At 48.2% G+C, this 17,239-nt stretch carries 25 protein-coding genes; 9 read left to right on the top strand and 16 right to left on the bottom strand.

Going from position 1 to position 17,239, the window contains the following annotated elements:
• Window positions 1–127 precede the first annotated feature (127 nt).
• Window positions 128–1,117 carry an aldo/keto reductase gene (locus BM124_RS08510; RefSeq protein WP_093336800.1) on the bottom strand — a complete coding sequence of 330 codons (990 nt, stop codon included), beginning with the start codon at window positions 1,115–1,117 and terminating at the stop codon, window positions 128–130.
• A gap of 206 nt (window positions 1,118–1,323) precedes the next feature.
• On the opposite strand from BM124_RS08510, the gene BM124_RS08505 reads away from it, so the two are divergent.
• Window positions 1,324–1,692, top strand: coding sequence for a hypothetical protein (locus BM124_RS08505; RefSeq protein WP_093336798.1), 369 nt, complete (start codon window positions 1,324–1,326; stop codon window positions 1,690–1,692).
• A 188-nt stretch (window positions 1,693–1,880) separates the two neighbouring features.
• Here the strand turns inward: BM124_RS08505 and BM124_RS08500 are convergent, their stop codons facing one another.
• The 4 genes from BM124_RS08500 to BM124_RS08485 form a co-directional block, all read right to left on the bottom strand.
• A complete protein-coding gene (locus BM124_RS08500; RefSeq protein ID WP_170841056.1) occupies window positions 1,881–2,741 on the bottom strand; it encodes a PhzF family phenazine biosynthesis protein in 861 nt (286 codons plus the stop codon).
• Window positions 2,742–2,860: 119 nt separating this feature from the next.
• On the bottom strand, window positions 2,861–3,184 hold the full coding sequence (locus tag BM124_RS08495; RefSeq protein WP_093336794.1) for a hypothetical protein: 324 nt from the start codon (window positions 3,182–3,184) through the stop codon (window positions 2,861–2,863).
• 22 nt (window positions 3,185–3,206) lie between these two features.
• Window positions 3,207–3,686: a hypothetical protein gene (locus tag BM124_RS08490; RefSeq protein WP_139217096.1), complete on the bottom strand. Its 480-nt coding sequence runs from the start codon at window positions 3,684–3,686 to the stop codon at window positions 3,207–3,209.
• A gap of 91 nt (window positions 3,687–3,777) precedes the next feature.
• Window positions 3,778–3,960, bottom strand: coding sequence for a hypothetical protein (locus BM124_RS08485; RefSeq protein ID WP_093336790.1), 183 nt, complete (start codon window positions 3,958–3,960; stop codon window positions 3,778–3,780).
• Between the two features lie 123 nt (window positions 3,961–4,083).
• Between BM124_RS08485 and BM124_RS08480 the strand changes: the two genes are divergently transcribed.
• Window positions 4,084–4,491 carry a DUF4181 domain-containing protein gene (locus BM124_RS08480; RefSeq protein ID WP_093336788.1) on the top strand — a complete coding sequence of 136 codons (408 nt, stop codon included), beginning with the start codon at window positions 4,084–4,086 and terminating at the stop codon, window positions 4,489–4,491.
• A 642-nt stretch (window positions 4,492–5,133) separates the two neighbouring features.
• Here BM124_RS08480 and BM124_RS08470 read toward each other — a convergent pair.
• The 3 genes from BM124_RS08470 to BM124_RS08460 form a co-directional block, all read right to left on the bottom strand.
• Window positions 5,134–5,352 carry a DUF2651 family protein gene (locus BM124_RS08470; RefSeq protein WP_170841055.1) on the bottom strand — a complete coding sequence of 73 codons (219 nt, stop codon included), beginning with the start codon at window positions 5,350–5,352 and terminating at the stop codon, window positions 5,134–5,136.
• Window positions 5,353–5,461: 109 nt separating this feature from the next.
• Window positions 5,462–5,881: a hypothetical protein gene (locus tag BM124_RS08465; RefSeq protein WP_093336783.1), complete on the bottom strand. Its 420-nt coding sequence runs from the start codon at window positions 5,879–5,881 to the stop codon at window positions 5,462–5,464.
• A 74-nt stretch (window positions 5,882–5,955) separates the two neighbouring features.
• A complete protein-coding gene (locus tag BM124_RS08460) occupies window positions 5,956–6,399 on the bottom strand; it encodes an ASCH domain-containing protein (RefSeq protein WP_093336914.1) in 444 nt (147 codons plus the stop codon).
• 291 nt (window positions 6,400–6,690) lie between these two features.
• Between BM124_RS08460 and BM124_RS08455 the strand changes: the two genes are divergently transcribed.
• Window positions 6,691–7,473: a hypothetical protein gene (locus BM124_RS08455; protein ID WP_093336781.1), complete on the top strand. Its 783-nt coding sequence runs from the start codon at window positions 6,691–6,693 to the stop codon at window positions 7,471–7,473.
• 41 nt (window positions 7,474–7,514) lie between these two features.
• Window positions 7,515–7,706, top strand: coding sequence for a hypothetical protein (locus BM124_RS08450; protein ID WP_093336779.1), 192 nt, complete (start codon window positions 7,515–7,517; stop codon window positions 7,704–7,706).
• A 424-nt stretch (window positions 7,707–8,130) separates the two neighbouring features.
• Here the strand turns inward: BM124_RS08450 and BM124_RS08445 are convergent, their stop codons facing one another.
• From BM124_RS08445 to BM124_RS08435, 3 genes are all read right to left on the bottom strand, one after another.
• The gene (locus BM124_RS08445) at window positions 8,131–8,643 is read right to left on the bottom strand and encodes a DUF5412 family protein (RefSeq protein ID WP_093336777.1); all 513 of its coding nucleotides are present in this window, start codon (window positions 8,641–8,643) and stop codon (window positions 8,131–8,133) included.
• A 623-nt stretch (window positions 8,644–9,266) separates the two neighbouring features.
• Window positions 9,267–9,623, bottom strand: coding sequence for a hypothetical protein (locus tag BM124_RS08440; RefSeq protein ID WP_093336775.1), 357 nt, complete (start codon window positions 9,621–9,623; stop codon window positions 9,267–9,269).
• The gene (locus BM124_RS08435) at window positions 9,624–9,875 is read right to left on the bottom strand and encodes a hypothetical protein (RefSeq protein ID WP_093336773.1); all 252 of its coding nucleotides are present in this window, start codon (window positions 9,873–9,875) and stop codon (window positions 9,624–9,626) included.
• A gap of 183 nt (window positions 9,876–10,058) precedes the next feature.
• Between BM124_RS08435 and BM124_RS18910 the strand changes: the two genes are divergently transcribed.
• Window positions 10,059–10,205 carry a hypothetical protein gene (locus tag BM124_RS18910; protein ID WP_170841054.1) on the top strand — a complete coding sequence of 49 codons (147 nt, stop codon included), beginning with the start codon at window positions 10,059–10,061 and terminating at the stop codon, window positions 10,203–10,205.
• Between the two features lie 203 nt (window positions 10,206–10,408).
• Here BM124_RS18910 and BM124_RS08430 read toward each other — a convergent pair whose 3' ends face one another.
• Both BM124_RS08430 and BM124_RS08425 read right to left on the bottom strand, forming a co-directional pair.
• A complete protein-coding gene (locus BM124_RS08430) occupies window positions 10,409–10,765 on the bottom strand; it encodes a DUF4260 domain-containing protein (protein ID WP_342028614.1) in 357 nt (118 codons plus the stop codon).
• Between the two features lie 353 nt (window positions 10,766–11,118).
• Window positions 11,119–11,610, bottom strand: a complete 492-nt coding sequence (locus BM124_RS08425) for a type II toxin-antitoxin system PemK/MazF family toxin (protein ID WP_170841053.1) — start codon at window positions 11,608–11,610, stop codon at window positions 11,119–11,121.
• Between the two features lie 170 nt (window positions 11,611–11,780).
• On the opposite strand from BM124_RS08425, the gene BM124_RS08420 reads away from it, so the two are divergent.
• Window positions 11,781–12,701, top strand: coding sequence for a prenyltransferase (locus tag BM124_RS08420; protein WP_093336769.1), 921 nt, complete (start codon window positions 11,781–11,783; stop codon window positions 12,699–12,701).
• A gap of 291 nt (window positions 12,702–12,992) precedes the next feature.
• Here the strand turns inward: BM124_RS08420 and BM124_RS08415 are convergent, their stop codons facing one another.
• Both BM124_RS08415 and BM124_RS08410 read right to left on the bottom strand, forming a co-directional pair.
• Window positions 12,993–13,352, bottom strand: a complete 360-nt coding sequence (locus tag BM124_RS08415) for a DUF805 domain-containing protein (RefSeq protein WP_093336767.1) — start codon at window positions 13,350–13,352, stop codon at window positions 12,993–12,995.
• A gap of 84 nt (window positions 13,353–13,436) precedes the next feature.
• Window positions 13,437–13,943 carry a hypothetical protein gene (locus BM124_RS08410; RefSeq protein ID WP_093336765.1) on the bottom strand — a complete coding sequence of 169 codons (507 nt, stop codon included), beginning with the start codon at window positions 13,941–13,943 and terminating at the stop codon, window positions 13,437–13,439.
• Between the two features lie 148 nt (window positions 13,944–14,091).
• Here BM124_RS08410 and BM124_RS08405 point away from each other — a divergent pair, with 148 nt between their 5' ends.
• Window positions 14,092–14,982, top strand: a complete 891-nt coding sequence (locus BM124_RS08405) for an RDD family protein (RefSeq protein WP_093336763.1) — start codon at window positions 14,092–14,094, stop codon at window positions 14,980–14,982.
• A gap of 8 nt (window positions 14,983–14,990) precedes the next feature.
• On the opposite strand, the gene BM124_RS08400 is transcribed toward BM124_RS08405, so the two are convergent.
• Window positions 14,991–15,518 (bottom strand): DUF4178 domain-containing protein, encoded by a 528-nt coding sequence (locus tag BM124_RS08400; RefSeq protein ID WP_170841052.1) that lies wholly within the window; start codon window positions 15,516–15,518, stop codon window positions 14,991–14,993.
• Window positions 15,519–15,652: 134 nt separating this feature from the next.
• On the opposite strand from BM124_RS08400, the gene speD reads away from it, so the two are divergent.
• Together speD and BM124_RS08390 are read left to right on the top strand one after the other, a co-directional pair.
• Window positions 15,653–16,033 carry an adenosylmethionine decarboxylase gene (gene speD / locus BM124_RS08395; protein ID WP_093336759.1) on the top strand — a complete coding sequence of 127 codons (381 nt, stop codon included), beginning with the start codon at window positions 15,653–15,655 and terminating at the stop codon, window positions 16,031–16,033.
• A complete protein-coding gene (locus BM124_RS08390) occupies window positions 16,033–17,052 on the top strand; it encodes a potassium channel family protein (protein ID WP_093336757.1) in 1,020 nt (339 codons plus the stop codon). Before speD ends, BM124_RS08390 begins: the two co-directional genes overlap by 1 nt.
• Window positions 17,053–17,239: the final 187 nt, after the last annotated feature.

Raw genomic sequence — 17,239 nt, 5'->3', positions numbered from 1 at the left:
CTCACCATGATCAGCCGGCAGAATCCTGTCACAGTGTCTCTAATCCTCATTTACCGGACATTTTCCACCCCTATGTGTCCACAAAGAAAGCCCCCGGCACTGCGCGCGCCGGGAGCCTGCGTTCGGTTTACATCATATTCAGCATCCACTGCGGATACGGGGTGCGTGGTTCGCTGATTTCGGTGAGGCGGTCGTATTCGTCCTGGGTCAGCTCGATTTCAGCTGCTTTCAGGTTGGCTTTCAGCTGCTCGGTCTTTCTCGATCCGATCAGGACAGACGATACAGCCGGGCGTTCCATGAGCCAGGCGAGCGCCACTTCCGCCGGACCGACGCCGTGATTGCTGCCGATTTCGGTCAGGTTATCGACAATCTCATTAGCCACCTTCTTGTCCGGGATCGGTGGGAAGTCCTGCAGATCCGAGGTAGCAAAGCGGCTGTCGTCGTCTTCATTTTTTCTATATTTGCCGGTCAGGTAGCCGCCGTTCAGTGGGCTCCAGACGAGAATGCCCATGCCTTCTTCCTCGGCAAGCGGTACGACTTCATGCTCGATGTCGCGGTTGATCAGGCTGTAATGCATCTGCGCGGATGCGTAACGGGGCCAGCCGTTCCGGTCGGAGATGCCGAGTCCTTTGGCGATCTGCCAGGCGGCATGATTGGACATACCGATGTAACGGACTTTGCCCTGATTCACCAGGTCCTCCAGCGTCCGCAGCGTTTCTTCAAGCGGCGTATTTTCGTCAAACGCATGCAGCTGATACAGATCGATGTAGTCGGTACCGAGCCGGCGGAGGCTGTTTTCCACCGAATTCATCATGTGAAAACGGCTCAGTCCGCGGTCGTTCACGTCATCGCTCATCGCCCCCATCACTTTTGTGGCGATCACCAGATCCTGGCGCCGGTTTTTCACTGCTTTGCCGAGCATCTCCTCCGACACGCCGTAACTGTACACGTCGGCGGTATCAAACAGGTTAATGCCGGCATCGATGGACATGTCGACCATCTCGTCCGCCCGTTTCTGATCTTCAAATCCTATGTTCCAATCGTCGCCAAAAGTCATCGTTCCAAACGACAGTGCGCTCACTTTCAACCCGGTGTTTCCAAGTTTGTTATACTTCACGACACGACCTCCTTCTATCTTGGAAGCTGCATGATGATTCTTCCCCAAAATTATCAGAAAAAAACACCCGCCCCAAACATCCTGCTCCCTATCTTGTAAAAAGCAAACCGATGAAGCCATAGATAATCCGGCAGCACTGTGGTACGGTGATATTGTGGAAATATTTATGTAATAATCAGATAAACAGACTAGAAAGGAGGCGCATGATGAAATACGCTATATTTCTTTCAGTGTTTGTTTTTGCCTTGTTAACAAGCTGCTCCACCACTTCTCAAAGTGATGAGGGAAGCGGAACCGCCTCAGAATGGGAATCCAGTTCTTATCAAGCCTGGGTGAGAGTGAACGGCTCTATCTATGTATCGCAGGGCGTTGAAAATGATGGGACATATACAAGAGAAGAAAAAGTGGGAAATGTCCAATACAAACTACCATTTGACCAGTCGATAAAGGAAAATTTCGCTTCAAACTATTTGGAAGAAGGGGCAGACATTTTCGCCATCCAGGAAGAGGCATCTATTCTTCTCGGGGAAACGGAGGAAGGAACGTTTGAGATAATGGAAAAAGAAGACGATTAACTCTTGGTCCCCTGACATCGTAATAACCTCTCAGAATACCACGTCCCCCGTTTCCCACCAGTCTTCACTTGAATAGTGAACATTCCGTCATGACCTCAAAAAATTAAACCAGTACCTATATAAACCGCAGATACTGGTTCAGCCTTTGTTTTTCTTCCATTACCATTCATTCTATTCAATTAGCCTCACTATTTCCATGTCCCTTCCCCCGTTACAAACACATGACCTCCTACCTGGATGAAAAAGGAGCTTTCTTTTTGAGCGGCGACGTGCAGCAGGGAAGGACGTCCGACAAACAGTCCTTGTTCCACTTTATAGTTCAGGCTGGTGTTTTTGAAATAGTTGTGTTGGAGCAGCCAGGCGGCGAGATTGCCGTTGGCGCTGCCGGTGGCGGGGTCCTCGAGATGTCCGGAAGTGAACATAAATACCCGCACGTACAGATCGTTATCCGCGTGTACCGGCTCCGGGGCAAACACGAGAAGGTTCGCGTCCCCGATTTCATCAAGAATGTCATCATACAAACGGTTCTCCACGCGGCAGCGGTCCACGGCGTCCCGGGTGGCGAGCGGTACAATGATGCTCGGCAGTCCCGTTGATACCGGCTGCACCGGATACCCTGCCTCGATATCCGCTTGACTGATCTGCAGGGTATCGGCGAGGCGGGCGGCATCCAGCACGTCATGAAACGCCGGCTCGTTCTGCGTCATCCAGCCCCGGTCTCCTTCAAAAACAACCGGCACCTGTCCGACGTTGAGATTGAGCAGCACCTGATCGGTAGAATGGTCTTCGATAAACCGGCGGATCACATACGCCGTGCCAAGCGACGGGTGGCCGGCAAACGGAATTTCTGCATCCGGAGTGAAAATTTTCACATCATAGCCGCCATTCCCGCACCGTCCCGACATGATGAATGTCGTTTCGGAGAAATTCATTTCTTTAGCAATCTGCTGCATCTCTCCCTGACTTATGTCGGCATCCGGCTGAAACACCGCCAATTGATTGCCCTGGTACTTGTTTTCGGCAAACACATCCACGATATGAAATATCATCAACATCTCTCCTCTCCCTGCCTCTTTCATAAGAAGGCATACGATAAAATGATAGAGATTCCTTCACAGAAGATAGCATGACCTGAATAGGAGCAGTAAAAGTAAACGCGCCGCAGCACCTAGCGGAAAAACAGAATGGATGTCAGGATAAACGCAGCCGGTATCACAATCAGGCCTGTTTTGTCCGCTTTTGTATACCGCCCGCTTCCTTTTTTGGTGATAAGAGGCAGAACCATAGATCCCGCGATTCCCGTGAAAAGAAAGCCGGCCGCAAGAAAAATATACCCCATGGCTGCAAATCCCCGCACGACCAGCAAGCCATACAAAACAATGACAACAGACACCGCGACAGTTACGAGGGGCGCGCTCTTTCCCGCCGGAATCAAGATAAAGCTGAACAGCAGCACCCCAAGCAAAAGTCCAACGGCGAAAACAGCGTACACAGCATCTTCCTCCTTCGTTTTTTTACCCGGAATAAACGATCCGGGTGTTAACTTTTTTCCATAAAAACCAGACCGTATATACAACAAACAGAAGCCATAAAGCGTGATGGGCGGCAAAGGTCCAGAAACTCCAGAACATGCTTTCCACAAAGCCGGTTCCAGACATCACGGCGGTAATCAATAGAAAGATGAAGGTGAACATGGAAAAGAAGTAATGCACCACGAGTGAAGTCGAGCGGTTTAACACCGATGTAATCCAGAGCAGCGCGGCGAACACGGCAGCCGCTGCGACGAGGTTCACAGCCAGCACAAAACCGGGGGACAACCCGATCACCGCGCCGGCAGCCGGACCATACCCTTCCAGTTCGGTGCCCAGGTATTCCTTGAAACGATCATGAGCCATCCGCCTCCTCGCACCGACAAAACCAAGCACAATCCAGACGAGAAGAAGTACCGCCGCGGTCATTCGAAAACCCGAGCTTGATGACAGCGTGTCTCGCATCCTTCGTTCATCCCTTCGTCGTATGTATCGGATACATTCCGTGCTTTCAGCTATATGCGCCCGGATCCCGATAATTGACTGCTGACGTATTCTATTTTTCCACGCTTTTCACCCACCGGATCAGCCAGTACAGAATAATCCAGGGCAGGATAAACTTCGTCGACCATTCCACCACAATGATCACCCAGCGGCGTATATCGATACCCGCTATCTGCAAAAGTACGAATAATGCTGCCATCAAAGCAGCATCTATGATGATCCATTTTTTCTCCACCGTTATCCTCCCCTCTCATTCCCGTTCCACTTTTTCTATGATAGGATAACCTTATCAGAATTTTACATAAATAAGAAACCCGTATCTTTCAAAATCTGCAGGCAGGAAAGGGGTGTTATACCTTTGGAAGTCATCACGGGAAATGAATCGCTGCTTGTCCTATTAATGATTGGAAGTGTCATTATTGTACACAAACTCATTTCTTCTATCATTCAACGGAAGATGAAAGCGGACAAAACGACTTGGTTTTCCAATCCCTATTTCAACGATTTTCACCGTCAAGCCGGTATCATTCTCAACTTTTTATTGGTCTTCGCTTTTTTCTGCATCTTCACATTTGGTGAAGTATATCCTGTATCAGGCTCAGCTCCGCTGATGCTAGTAATTCTTCCCATCGTTGGTCTGACCGTTTATATGGAGTGGCGTCACGCTGAAAACCGCGCCAACTACAAAGCTTCTCTTCTAAACGTTGCTTTCAGCGCTGTTTTTGCGGGTATTTTTATGCTGCTCGGCATACAAATCATACCTTGATGCATGCTGCATGTTTGCAGCAAAAAAACCACGGATCAGTTTCGGATGTTTCAAGCGTGCACTTTTTCTTTTCTTCCTGCCCAAAGTGCCGTTTAGGCGTACTCTAAGGTACACTTTTTCCCCTTCAACGCAAAAATGTGATGGGTAGACACCGGCTAACCGTCACATTTTCCCTTTTCCAATTAAATTGTGCAGCTTTGGCTCCTGATTAAGCCGCATGTACCACTTCAAACCGCTCGCAGACAACCAGCATGTCTTTTGAAACATGAGGCCGCGGTTTTCAAGAAGCTCGATGAAAAAGACATCATGTCATTATCATTCTCTATAACCATTGGCACCCTGCCCTCCTGAAACTCATAAACCGCTCTTTTCGTGATTGCTGGTCTTTCCTTATGGCAGATGCTCTTTGCATCATTTGACCAGCCAATAATCGATATCATTGGTATCTCCTGTTTTGCAGCGTTTTTCAAATGGTTATTCGAACGGGTGGTGGAAAGAAAATCGAACAGCTCAAAATCATCCTGAAATTATATTCTTACCATAGAGAAATATAGTTGGATAAGCCCATATTCCCAAAATCAACTCCATAAAATTGGAACGCATTTATGCGGACCACATCCATTATCATCTTTTTGTCCTTCTTTATTTTCCAGCATTCGTCCATGAACGTAACCTGATAACAAGATCAACAAGGTATCCTGCCAGCAAAGCCAGCAGGGTATACACGATCACCCATACCAGAAAGGTAGCATTATACCAGAGCAGCCTCCCTCCAAAACCCGCAGCGAAAACGACAGCCGGCATGATGATATTGTTTTTGAAGAGAAGGCGGCCAAAGATTCCCGCCGCAACAGTAGCCACCGGAAAACAACGACAATCTGCACGATGGTGTTCATGCACGCTCTCTCCTATGTATCAGTTTCTCTTGCACGAATAATTTTCTCGTAATAGGAAAGCTTTTCTATACCCTTCAAGGTCTTTCCTGTTTTTCGATTGATTTTTGATAGGTGTCCGGAACGGGATAAATGGATTTCCAAAATGGAAGCTTGAGTAACCCTGTTCTTGTACTAACAAATGCGCTCGAGGACTGCAATGAATAATATTCATAATAAATACCTTGTTTGTTATCTTCAAATCCTCTCGTCATTTTGACCAAGTACTGGGATTCTTCCGTTTCCAGAAAGTATATGTCCCCGTCAAGGTACTCAAAAGATAAAATGTCAGAGTTATCTTCCAGGTACTCTTCTTTCACGTGATCGATCTCCATTCGATTCAGTTTTTCCCAACCTGCAGATTTCATACCACGCAAGCTGTTCAGGTTGGTGAGAACAGCACCAGCGGCAAATGAGGCTGATATAAAAAATACAAGTGCTTTTTTAGAGATAGTCATGCTTTCTTCTCCTTTGCGTCGAATATCGGTTAACGCGCACACGTTGCGCCTGCCTTCCATCCAGAAAGAGGCTGCTACCCGCCATACACCACGTTGAATCGTTCACACACAACGAGCATATCTTTTCGGAAAGTGGAGCCGTAGCTTTCGAGAAGCTCCGTGAAAAATGTTTCATGTGCGTTCCACCAGTCCTGGTAGTCTCCTTCCCCTTCTGCGAGCGCAAAGACCTCCGGGACTTCATTCATCGGCATCGTCGTTACGTCGGTTACCTGGATGACAGCAGCCGGATTCTCTGCGGCGTCGACAACAATACTGAGATCCCCTTTCTCCGGCAGCGCTTCCCCTTCCCACTCGTATTCCACATAAACCGAACAGGTCGCCGTCTTCTTCCCCTGCTTCACGAGATCCGCCAATTCATCAGCCGCCGTTCCGAACGAAAAAACGTCCACCGCCTCACTCGCGTCCACTCCATGCTTGTCACAATATTCGTTCCAGAACTTCTCTGTCTGATTGTTCAAGAAGCTTCCTCTCCCATTCTTCATATTTTTTATTTTCATGCTAGCATTTCCGGTTTGGGAAAGAAATACATAGACGGACCGGGACTTTCATAATAGAATAGAAGGAAGAAAAAAATTCCAACAAACCGTAATAATCAATATGTACTCAGCAGGCACCCCAAGCCCCACCTACAAAGAAGCGCACTGCCAATTCTTTTATGAAGGAAGCACGATCTTAACTATTCGTCAACGTTATGGGACTCCATTTTATAGCGCAAATCAATGAACTATTTTAGATTCAGGAGAGAAAAAATGGAAAAAGAGAATTTCATTAAAAGTTTATCGGATGCTGTCTATAGTAACAAAAATGAAATATATTTTGTTGGTATGGTCCTAACTATTATATCCTCAGTTATTGGATTCTGGATAACTTATCATCATTTTTCAGCCAATTACGAGGGGCAGAATGAATTAGCTAATGTTCTTATGAGTCCTTTTATCATTGCGGTGGTTTATTCTTTAATTATCTTTTTCATTGGTTCTTTAGTTATTACTACTCTCACCATGACACATGCAAGACGTATGAAGGCTTTTAATGTAGAAGTAGAATTTGAGGCGTGGCAGCACAACATCATGAAAATAGGACAAGTCCACTATTTATCTGATATTTTAAGTTATCACAAACAAATTGTTGGACAATTTAATAATGTTGAATCCGTCTCATTTCGTTCGGTTTTAATTGAATTGTGTCAAAGATATCAAGAGTATTTCACCCGGGCTTTTGATGTTCAATTAAGTTATAGCATAAAAACCGAAGAAGAACTTACTCATCAAGAACGTCAATTACTAAGTTTTATGGAAAATAAAGAAACTACTGTGGGATTTCAAAACCGGATGATTGGAAACAGAACCTTATTAATTGCTGCTGCTCATTCTAGTTTTGAACAAAACCCACCAATGTATCTAAGCTTTCTCTCTGATTCAGACTATGAATTTGATGATTATGATGTCGAAGCTATTCGTGCGTTAATAGAATATGCCGATATAGTACTGGATAATGTACATCTAGTCTTAGCCTTTGAAGATACTTTTTAAAGTTATAATTTGATGGTATAATTTCTATAGGAGGCGATATGATGCCTGAACCCAAACAATCTAAACAAAATGAGACAGAAATGGAAGCTAGAAAAAAACGAGTAAATTTGGCTAGAAAAGTTATTGCACAATATAAAGAGGCGGCCGATGAAGAAATCGTCATTAAACCACCAAAAACAACGAACGCCGCCAGGATTAATCGAAAACAACGTAAACGAACCATGCAAAAGTAAAACCACGGTTGGAAGCCGTGGTTTTACTTATTTATTTATGACAATATACCTTGAACCGCAGTGGTCTTTTATGAGTTTACGTTTGATGCCGGGCCGGCCTATTCGTGGAGGAGATATAGGGGGGATTGTTTTACCCCTTTGTTCTCTATAGAGTTCAATAAGACGTATTAAGTTTTCCGGGTCGTGCACAAAACCCCCCCTTTTTATGTAAATCTATATGTGTTACTCTGACATACAGCTGATTCCATACAATGTGCTGATGCATGATTCATTGGTATGAAAGCTCCTGCTTATTATATGTTAAATTATATGAAATAATAACGGTTTCAAACATAATCACAACATTTCAAGTCGATTTTGAACGAACCGTTTATCCGGTGCTGCGTTCCCCTTTTTCCGGCAGTGTTCAACAACATGATACAGCTTACTCCCCAAGCAACAGGCGGCTTCCATTGATCGCCACATGACCGTCTTCCTGCCACTGTACCTCAGCCTGCCGGGCATCGGTTTCGGAATACACCGGCTTTGTGAACCACAGCGGTCCGTTTTGGTGCGCGCTGATGCCGAACGATCCGGCGGCTCCGGCATCCCAGCTGTAAATATCCAGCCCGTAAGCGCCATCAGGGGACTCGACCGTCTTGATGTGCGTTGCTTCCCGGAAGGAAAACATACTTGTGAAAAGCATTTCAGCTGTAAGCGCGAAACACATCAGCAGGGAAAGGCTCAGGGTAACCAGCGCACGTGCCTTACTCCAGCCCCGGCCCTTTCGGATGGTATCCGGCATACCGAGCACCATCAGACCAATGCTGACTGACAACAGGATGAAATCAGCAGGAGCCACCTGCCAGGTACGGCTGACATACGAATACCAGGAATACGACGTTAATGCCGCCCAGCACAGAGCGAAGAAAAAGGAAACGATGTAAACGTAACGCATGCTCCCCCCTTTTTGTAATCTAATCCTATGTTATGATAATTTTACATGAAAAAGGAACCCCCGGATGGAGGTGCCGTGCTACGTAGACCGCAGATTGGGTGCTGGATGTGTCTAAGGTACACAATCCCTTGTATGCCTGCCAAAAGTGATGATTAGACCTGCTCTAAGGGACACTTTTTCGCGCGCTTCCCCGGATTGTGACGGGTAGTCACCGGCTAACCGTCACATTTTCACTGCGCGGTCAACAATGTGGGCCTTAGGCGCTGGTGATGTTGCCGTATGCTGGATACGTGATGTTTTGCAGGCGAAAGGAGGAAGCATTCGGGCGAAATCATGTCGATTTCGAGCGAAAAAGTGTCGGTTGCGGGCGAAACAATGACGGATTCGAGCGAAATCTGCCCCATGCCTCCTATACGTCCGTCATCTCCTACACAGCCAGGTACGAGCGCAGGGTTTCGGTATTCTGCCGGGCATCGGCGAGGGCGACGTACCCGTCCGTCCGGGGCTGATCCGGATGATTCGTATGTAAAAAAGGATAAAAGGCGGCGTATGATAGGAGAGAAAACTTAAAATCAAAGATGGATTCTCTTTCGTTGATTATACGTATGGGGAGGATTAACTTTTTAATCCCGCTGCTCATGCGCGGTGACGGCACATGTATCTGTCTGATACCAAGAGCCGTGTTCCTGCAGGGGAGGGTCGTACTGCCTGTTCTGCTTGGAGTGCATAAAATATTCTATATAGCAAATAACAAAATTATCCGAAAATGAATAGTACACAATATACTCGTCAACCAATATTTTATATGTGCCTTCCCAGTCTGAATAATCGGCAGGAATACTGGTCCCCAACAGATATATTTTTTCTTCTATTTGAGTTACCAATTTTATTTTATACTCACTGGTTTCCATTGATGTGAAATACTTACTTCCTATTTGTCGAAATCCCTCCAAAGCTGTTTTCGTCCATTTGATTTTCATTTAAAGTTCGCCTTTTCTTATCATGTCACAAACGTCGTTACCGGAATATGTTTCATCATTCCTGATATTATCTTTCGCGTGCTGGAGTTTATGTTTTAAGAATGGATATTTTTCTACGTCATGTTGTACTGAAGTGGCAGCTTCCTCTATAAGAGCAACTCTAAACTTCTTTCCGTCTAGTTCCAGAACAGAAGCTTCATCCTGGATCATTTCTTTAAAAATGTCTGCTTCACGTCCCTCTAATTTTTTCAAATTAAAACCTCCCCATCATCTTATTTATTCAGTATACTCCAAATAGTTCGTTCCTTCCAGCCTTGCCGGATGGAAACCACATCCATCCGGTCCATTGGCAGCGACAGGGAAGCACTATGGTAAAACGAACGGATATCGGGGTACAATACAGCATAGGCCGAAAAAAGAAAGGATAGGATGGATATGGATCCTCTTACGCTGATTATACTTATTGTCATGATTATCTTCTTATTTCCGCTTATCAAACGCGGCGTAGGATGTGTACTGCGGCTCATTGCGGGAATTGTCATTATCATCGGCGCGGTGATTCTGATCAGCGTGTTGTTATAGAAGGGTAAAAGGAAAAGCGGTGAACAGCGTTTGAATCGTTATTTGGACAAAATGGATACTATGTTCCCGGGACTTGAATGCCCAAGAGATGGAACCGTTTCTTCATCGATAACCCCGCACCCGCCGCTGCTTAATCCCTGCATAGGATGTGGAAAAACAGACAGTACTTCTTCAAAAGCCGGAGACGCGCTTTCCGGCTTTTATTATACTTTGTTCAGATGCGATTTTTTAAAACCGGCGGGGTATTTCAGCCCGTAGCCGACAGCCCGGTCCATGCCGATATGGGCAGTCCAGATCAGACCAAGGGCCGGGAGCAGCGGCTGGGCCAGCAGCATGCCGGCTGCTATCAGGACAAGGGGCAGGCTGTACGTGTGAAACACATTGTAAATGACGGCGCCGGCTTTGTTTCCGGCTGCGTACCCGAGCATCGCAAGATCCGGGCTTAACAATAAAAGAGCAAACAACACCCAGCTGTTTCCGTGCAGCGAATAAAGATAGAGACTTATCCCCAGAACAACCGCTCCTTCCACGTGCAGCAGCATTTTATTCAGTATTCTCATCCCCCCGCCCTATTTTTTTCCGCGGACACTCCAGCCATCTTTCTTTTATCTTACCATACTTTGTCATGCCGGGTTCTCACCATTTTTTAATAAAAACGGGCACGAGCGAAAATGTGTCGATTGCGGGCGGAACGAGGTCAGATTCGAGCGAAATCATGTCGAATACAAGCGAAACGGTGTCGAATACGGGCCAAAACCAACATCGTCATGTCCCATAAAAAAAACCGGAGAGCGCATCTCCGGCTTTGGTTGAACCGATTCACAACCCAGTGTCCCGGTTGTGTGAATTGGCCCGCAACGACGGCGGACAACGTGAATTGTCTTACCAATTCCTATTGTACCACCGCGCGCGGCTACATATCAAACATCCACTTCATGCGTGATTTGATCCGCTGCAGGTCCTTTTCCCCGATGTCACCGAGGTGCCTGCCGAGCCGGTTTTTGCTCACCGAGCGGATGTTTTCGGCTTTGACGGCGGACGTTTTGTCGAGAAAAGGATAGTCGTTTTGATACAGCACATAATGCGTGCGGATCTCCGGCGTCTCGACGTCGCGGCCGTGTTTGTTCTTTTTCGTTACGGTTTTCACCTGTCCGGTGAGCGGCAGCACCTGCACCGTTCCGCTCGTTGCGTTGATGCGGTTGTTCGAGATAATGAGCGCCGGCCGCTCTTTATTCAGTTCATTGCCGATGTTCTCGCCGAGGTCGCAGACGTGCAGGGCACCCTGCACGAAACGCCGGTCCATCTGTTCGGCAAAATGATCAATCCATTGCAGCGCCAGCCGTTCTTTCTCCGGATGCCACTCCCGGAGCCGACGCCGTTTGTCTTCTTTATGTTCAGCCTTCATTTGAAAGTCCCACCAATTTCGCGTTCTGTCCTCTAAGGTTATTCCCCTTTCCGCGGTCGTCCACACCTCTTTCTTTTTCCCTTGTGCATGATTTTCACCAAAACGATGCATACTTGTTTCCAGATAGGGTCATTCGGGAAAAAAGAGAAGCAGGAAAGGATGGATTCGTGATGATCAACAAAGCTGGAACCGCTTTAAAAAACGGCATCGTGCTGCTTCGCTGGATTGCCGTTGTCTCATCAAGTGTCGCGGCGATTACATCCACCATGCTTCCTCTGTACGGCGATATAGACGGTGGACAGTGGAGCGCACTCTTTTTGCTGCTCCTTTTCAGCGCCTTTTTGATACACGGGGTGCTGACGCATCTGTTGAATGATTACACGGATTATTTGTCCGGCACGGATGAACACAGCCCTGCCATTCTTTCCGGCGGGAGCCGTCTCATCCAGACCGGCGCCGTTCCGGCGGAAACCATCGGCCGGGCGGGAAAAAGCCTTGCCGCCGGGCTCGCTCTGCTTGCGGCGGCGCTTCTTGTCACCGGCTTTGTCCGCCTTGGCGTGCTGCTCGCCGTCGGCGTATGGGCGGCCGTCTCTTATTCATTGCGGCCGCTCCGCACGAGTTATTACCCGGTGGCGGGCGAATGGATCAGCACGTTCCCGTCCCTTTTTTTCCTCGGTCTCGCCGGACCGTGGCTCGCGCTTGAAACCCTGCCGCAATGGGCGTTTCAAAATGCGCTTGTGAACGCGCTCATCTGTATCGCCTGGGTGATGGTGCACCATATTCCGGATGTTCGCGCCGACGCCCGCGCCGTTCCGAAAAAGCAAACGTCTGTCGTGTGGGCCGCGGAACGGTTCGGCTTTGCTTTTTCCCGGCTGCCGGCTGTTGTTTACTACGTGCTCACCGGCGCCTGCGCGTTCTGGCTCGGCATCGAGCGCCTTCCCGCTGCACTCGGCACCGCCGCTTCCGCCGCCGCTGCGATTTTTCTCATTGTGAACATGAACGTCGACGACCCTGAAGAAGTGTCCAAAGTGGAAAAATGGCTGCTTCTCCTCGCGATCGTCACCGCTGTCTGGCTCGGTATCTTTGTGTAGATACCAGGCCGGGCGTTTTTTTCTGTCGATTCCGGTGATTTCTGTATTGATTCTCCCGGTTCCCTATCGATTCTCGCCTTTTTTCAACTTTTCGCTATCGATTCTCTGTTTTTCCCTATTGATTCTCTTCCTTTCTCTATTGATTCTCCCGATTTCCGAATCGATAGCGGCGTTCAAGGCGGACAGGGTTGTCTGCTTGGAAACACCGTAAAATAACTGAATAATCAATCTTTTTCAGATATTAACATGCTGACATTCATCAACATGTTAATACATAGACCAGCTGCTTCTCTACGTATGTTCTGGTTCCTCTTTCGGATTCGGACCGTACTCATTGGTGCCTTCCTGGCTGTCCAGGCACATAAATACCAACAGAACAATGGAGCCTATGAACGGAATCAATTGGATTAAAAACCACCATCCCGAACGTCCGGAATCATGCAGACGGCGGACTACTACTGCCAGAGACGGGAGAGCCACAGCAAGACCATAGATGCCGGTAAGCACAGAAGATATCTGCATCATTAATTCAATACCAGTTAGAATCAAGGCGATAAGAAAGTTTATAAGCGTAAACATCCAGTATTCCGTCCGTCTGGCCCGGCCGCGGAATACGGCATAGTTCGACAAGACTTTCACGTACCAGTGCATTGATTTTCACCTCCTTTTCAATTTATCTATGTAACACCTTTCTCTACGGCGCTCCGTTCCTTTCCGTTTCATTTTCGAGGCGGCTCAAATGGGAGAGACGGCAAAATAAGCCAGCAAGAACATAACGAGAATGCCCCACACTGAATACGTCGCGGCCTGTTCCCCCGCCTTCGTAACAGTATCGTTTTGTTTCATCCGGTTGAAAAAAACGGCGAATACCCACAGGAAAAAGATGAGCAGAAAATATTGATACAATAGAATGACCACACAGAAAGCGGGCATCCAGCTGAATGCAAAAAACAACACAAATAAAGCGATAAGCGACAAGGCTCCGACTATGCCGATAAAAAACGGCGCCCGCTTCCAAATACTGCGGTAAAAGAAGTGATTTTCTTTATTCAGCTCGAATAAAATCAAAAAGTAAAACGCAGTAAGCGGAACGGTTACCGCGAGCAGTGAGTCAAATACAGAAAGAACCGGGCCGGAGGATCCCGTGGCGGTTTCAGGCGGAGGAATCATAAACTGCACACTAAAATAGGTGCAGACACCAAGAATAATGAGCGTCAGCGTCTGCCAAATCGTCCAAATCACATTTCATCCCTGCTTCCTTTTCTCTCGAATCTTGTAGCGGCAAAAATGCCTGTGCTAAAATCATATCAGAGATAAAGAGGAAAATTCAGTATGAAAACCAATTTCATAGAAAAATTGTATTTTTAGACGAATAGAAGGAGTGTCTGTGATGCACGTATCTCACCCGGCCGGTGTCTTTCCACGCATCAATACGGCTCTGATTGATATTAGTATTATCTTTGTGCTGACGAGAACACTGGCTTACATATTATACGGTGGTTTTTTCGTATCCAGTTCCACGTTTCTCACCGTTCTTGTGACGCTGTACTGGATCATCATCCCATCCATCTGGAGGGGGCGGACGATTGGGAAATGGATATGCGGCTTGACTATCGCAAGTGTCTACCGTGAAGGCGCCGGTTTTGGCACGATGCTGCTGCGGTATACCGGGATCACTTTCATTGTTCTGGTCACGCTTGGCGTCGGGCTGATCGTGAGCGCGGTGATGATGATCTGGCGGGATGACCGCCGCACCCTGCATGATTTCGCCGCCGGGACGTACGTCACCACAGACGCGCCGGAACCGCTTCAGGCCCGCACGATTTTTAACAACCGCCGCGCGCTTGCCGCCGCCACTATCGCGCTGGTTGCCGGCATGTTTGCTTTCGACCGCTGGGAACATACGACATACGAGGACGCAGCAGCGGCAATGCTGGAGAACGTCAACGGACCGGTGGAAACCGTCACTCTCCAGCGTTACTTCGGCCCTGGTCCGGATCAGATGTCTTATTCTTACACACCGGAATCAAAAGCAGGCGTTCTCCGGACATTGACCGATGCACCTCAAGAAACCATCGTTCTCCGCAGAACGGACTATCCCCACAACTTTATGTACCGAATATCCTTATCCTGGAAGGAAGATTTTCAGTCCATGAATCGTGCCATGGATTTCGGTACACGCGGGATAACGTTGAATGGCCGATCCTATACATTCATCGGAAACAATCCCACCGAAGAAATCATTAACCGCTTCAACCTGGAATGGGAAACAGATTCCTGAGCGGCTCCCTACGTCCCGGCGATAATCGAGATTTCTTTTTCGCTGATCTCATGACCGGTGCTTGCTTCCAGGCTCCCGCCCCATTTTTCCACGGACAATTGTTTTTCCTGTGTATCGTTATCGACCAGATCCCAGTATTCCACCGTCTGCCCCGGGGAGGCTCCCACACGTCCCTCGGCTTCCTTAATGGAGGCCGTGCCGTGTTCTTTCACCTGATAGGTCGTCCCTTCGTATTCAAACGGGCCGCTTCCGGGCTCTCCTTTTGGCACACTCGTTTTATCATACATGCCGATCACCCATTCATCATCTTCCTCAAACGACAGCCAGCGGTTCGCCGTTTCGCCCGCCAGATGGTACACCGTCCATTCAAAGCCGCCGTCTTCATATACCAGTTTCCCTTTTACTATGTAATCCTCCAGATCATACGACACGATGTCCTCAAGCTCCAGCGTCTGAATCGAACGGGTGACCGTTCCTTTCTCCTCATCGACATTCCGGGCCCGAAACATGTCTTTCACTCTATTAAAAATTCCCATCCAAAGTCCTCCTTTATTTTCCATCAGTATAGCATATTCCGGGTTTTGGTTGAAATGAATAGATAAGACCGTCTGGGAATGATAAAATAAGAAACAGACAGAACGGACGATTTATGGAAAACGGAGGGAGTACCATGGAGTATACAACCGAAGGAACGCATGACATAGCCGATTTCTGGGGATGTTCGTTTTCACTTCTGAATGATGAACACCAGTTAACGGCCTACATAAAAGAAGCCGCGGCAAAGGCCGGGGCCACCGTTCTTTCCATCCAGTCGCATCACTTTGACCCGCATGGCGTGACCGTGCTTGCGATGCTCTCTGAATCCCACATGAGCATTCACACCTACCCGGAAAAAGGGTTCTGCGGCATCGACTGCTACACGTGCGGCGCGACGATTGACTCCGGCGCAGCCGTGGCTTATCTGAAAGCCTGTCTCACTCCGTCCGGGATGCAGCGCCGCCTTCTGAACCGTGGAACCGGTGACATCATCGATTCTGAAGGGGTGTCGTAATGTACATCCTGAAACAGATTTATGAAAAAGTGATCAACATCGGCAATGTGTCGCTCTTTTTATTCACCCTGCTCTTCATCGCGGTCTCGGTGCTCGGCATCCTCGCGATTGAACCGGAGACATTCACGGTCATGAGCGCGCTCTGGTGGGTGATGACAACGTCCACCACGGTCGGGTACGGCGACATCTCCCCGGTCACAACAGCCGGCCAGTGGTTTACGATGCTGTTTGTCTTTCCGCTCGGCATCGGTGTTATCGGGGTTGTTATCTCCAAAATACTCGATTCCGCGCTGCACTATAAACAGGCGAAGGAGGAAGGTCGATTGGCTTTTAAAGATTCGAATCACGCCGTGTTCATCGGCTGGGCCGACGGCAAAACCGAGAGTGCGGTCGAAGAAATGCTCACCAATGAAAAGAAACAGGTCGTCCTCATCGAGCGAAATCTCGAAAAATCTCCCTACCAGCATGAACGGTTCCACTTTATCCGGGGCAGTGCCACCGACGAAAGCACCCTCGAAAAAGCAAATATTTTGGGTGCCAGAACGGTCGGCATTTTCGCGCCCCAGGACATAGACGACCTGGATCTTGCCGACGGCAGAACATATCTGATCGCCTCAACCATTGAAGCATACGGCGAAAAACACGGCACTGCCATTTACACGATCGCCGAACTGCTGTCGGACAAACATGAAGCGCTGTTCACTCGCGCCGGCGTGAATGAATGCATTCCGTCCTACCAGTCCGTGTCCAACCTCATCGCGAAATCCATGGAGTACCACGGATCGAGCACGTTCTTCATGCAGCTCTTAAGCAAGCAGTACGGTGACGACCTGCATCTGATCACGCCGAAGAGCAGCTGGACCACCTATCGCGGTGCCCGCGACGCACTGGAGAAGCAAGGCGCGATTCTCATCGCAAACGACACCGCGTTTATCACAGACGGCTGGGACAACACCATCCCACCCGGCACCCAGCTCGCCGTCATCTGCAGCCACGATACGTATCAACACATAAAATAAAGCATACTCCCGATTATCATTTTGATAGTCGGGAGTTTTTTATATAAAAACCGTCCGTAGAAGCTTTCCAACAGGGTGCGGACACTACTCGATGCATTTAAGCAATTAGTGTCCCTTCCCTGCCGGTCCGTGGACACTACGAGGCCTGCTTCCGGCGATAGTGTCCCCCAGCAAACATACGTGAACA

The organism is Salibacterium halotolerans (genome assembly GCF_900115625.1).
Lineage (GTDB): Bacteria > Bacillota > Bacilli > Bacillales > Marinococcaceae > Salibacterium > Salibacterium halotolerans.
Note: the sequence above shows the minus strand (reverse complement) of the source record. Positions and strands in the feature narration are given on the sequence as shown.

Bases quoted from the DNA above. Each gene is read 5' to 3' on its own strand.
- BM124_RS08505 (WP_093336798.1), top strand. From the start codon at position 1,324: ATGAAATACGCTATATTTCTTTCAGTGTTTGTTTTTGCCTTGTTAACA.
- BM124_RS08500 (WP_170841056.1), bottom strand. From the start codon at position 2,741: ATGATATTTCATATCGTGGATGTGTTTGCCGAAAACAAGTACCAGGGC.
- BM124_RS08490 (WP_139217096.1), bottom strand. From the start codon at position 3,686: ATGCGAGACACGCTGTCATCAAGCTCGGGTTTTCGAATGACCGCGGCG.
- BM124_RS08465 (WP_093336783.1), bottom strand. From the start codon at position 5,881: ATGACTATCTCTAAAAAAGCACTTGTATTTTTTATATCAGCCTCATTT.
- BM124_RS08455 (WP_093336781.1), top strand. From the start codon at position 6,691: ATGGAAAAAGAGAATTTCATTAAAAGTTTATCGGATGCTGTCTATAGT.
- BM124_RS08450 (WP_093336779.1), top strand. From the start codon at position 7,515: ATGCCTGAACCCAAACAATCTAAACAAAATGAGACAGAAATGGAAGCT.
- BM124_RS08445 (WP_093336777.1), bottom strand. From the start codon at position 8,643: ATGCGTTACGTTTACATCGTTTCCTTTTTCTTCGCTCTGTGCTGGGCG.
- BM124_RS08440 (WP_093336775.1), bottom strand. From the start codon at position 9,623: ATGAAAATCAAATGGACGAAAACAGCTTTGGAGGGATTTCGACAAATA.
- BM124_RS18910 (WP_170841054.1), top strand. From the start codon at position 10,059: ATGGATCCTCTTACGCTGATTATACTTATTGTCATGATTATCTTCTTA.
- BM124_RS08430 (WP_342028614.1), bottom strand. From the start codon at position 10,765: ATGAGAATACTGAATAAAATGCTGCTGCACGTGGAAGGAGCGGTTGTT.
- BM124_RS08425 (WP_170841053.1), bottom strand. From the start codon at position 11,610: ATGAAGGCTGAACATAAAGAAGACAAACGGCGTCGGCTCCGGGAGTGG.
- BM124_RS08420 (WP_093336769.1), top strand. From the start codon at position 11,781: ATGATCAACAAAGCTGGAACCGCTTTAAAAAACGGCATCGTGCTGCTT.
- BM124_RS08415 (WP_093336767.1), bottom strand. From the start codon at position 13,352: ATGCACTGGTACGTGAAAGTCTTGTCGAACTATGCCGTATTCCGCGGC.
- BM124_RS08405 (WP_093336763.1), top strand. From the start codon at position 14,092: ATGCACGTATCTCACCCGGCCGGTGTCTTTCCACGCATCAATACGGCT.
- BM124_RS08400 (WP_170841052.1), bottom strand. From the start codon at position 15,518: ATGGGAATTTTTAATAGAGTGAAAGACATGTTTCGGGCCCGGAATGTC.
- speD (WP_093336759.1), top strand. From the start codon at position 15,653: ATGGAGTATACAACCGAAGGAACGCATGACATAGCCGATTTCTGGGGA.
- BM124_RS08390 (WP_093336757.1), top strand. From the start codon at position 16,033: ATGTACATCCTGAAACAGATTTATGAAAAAGTGATCAACATCGGCAAT.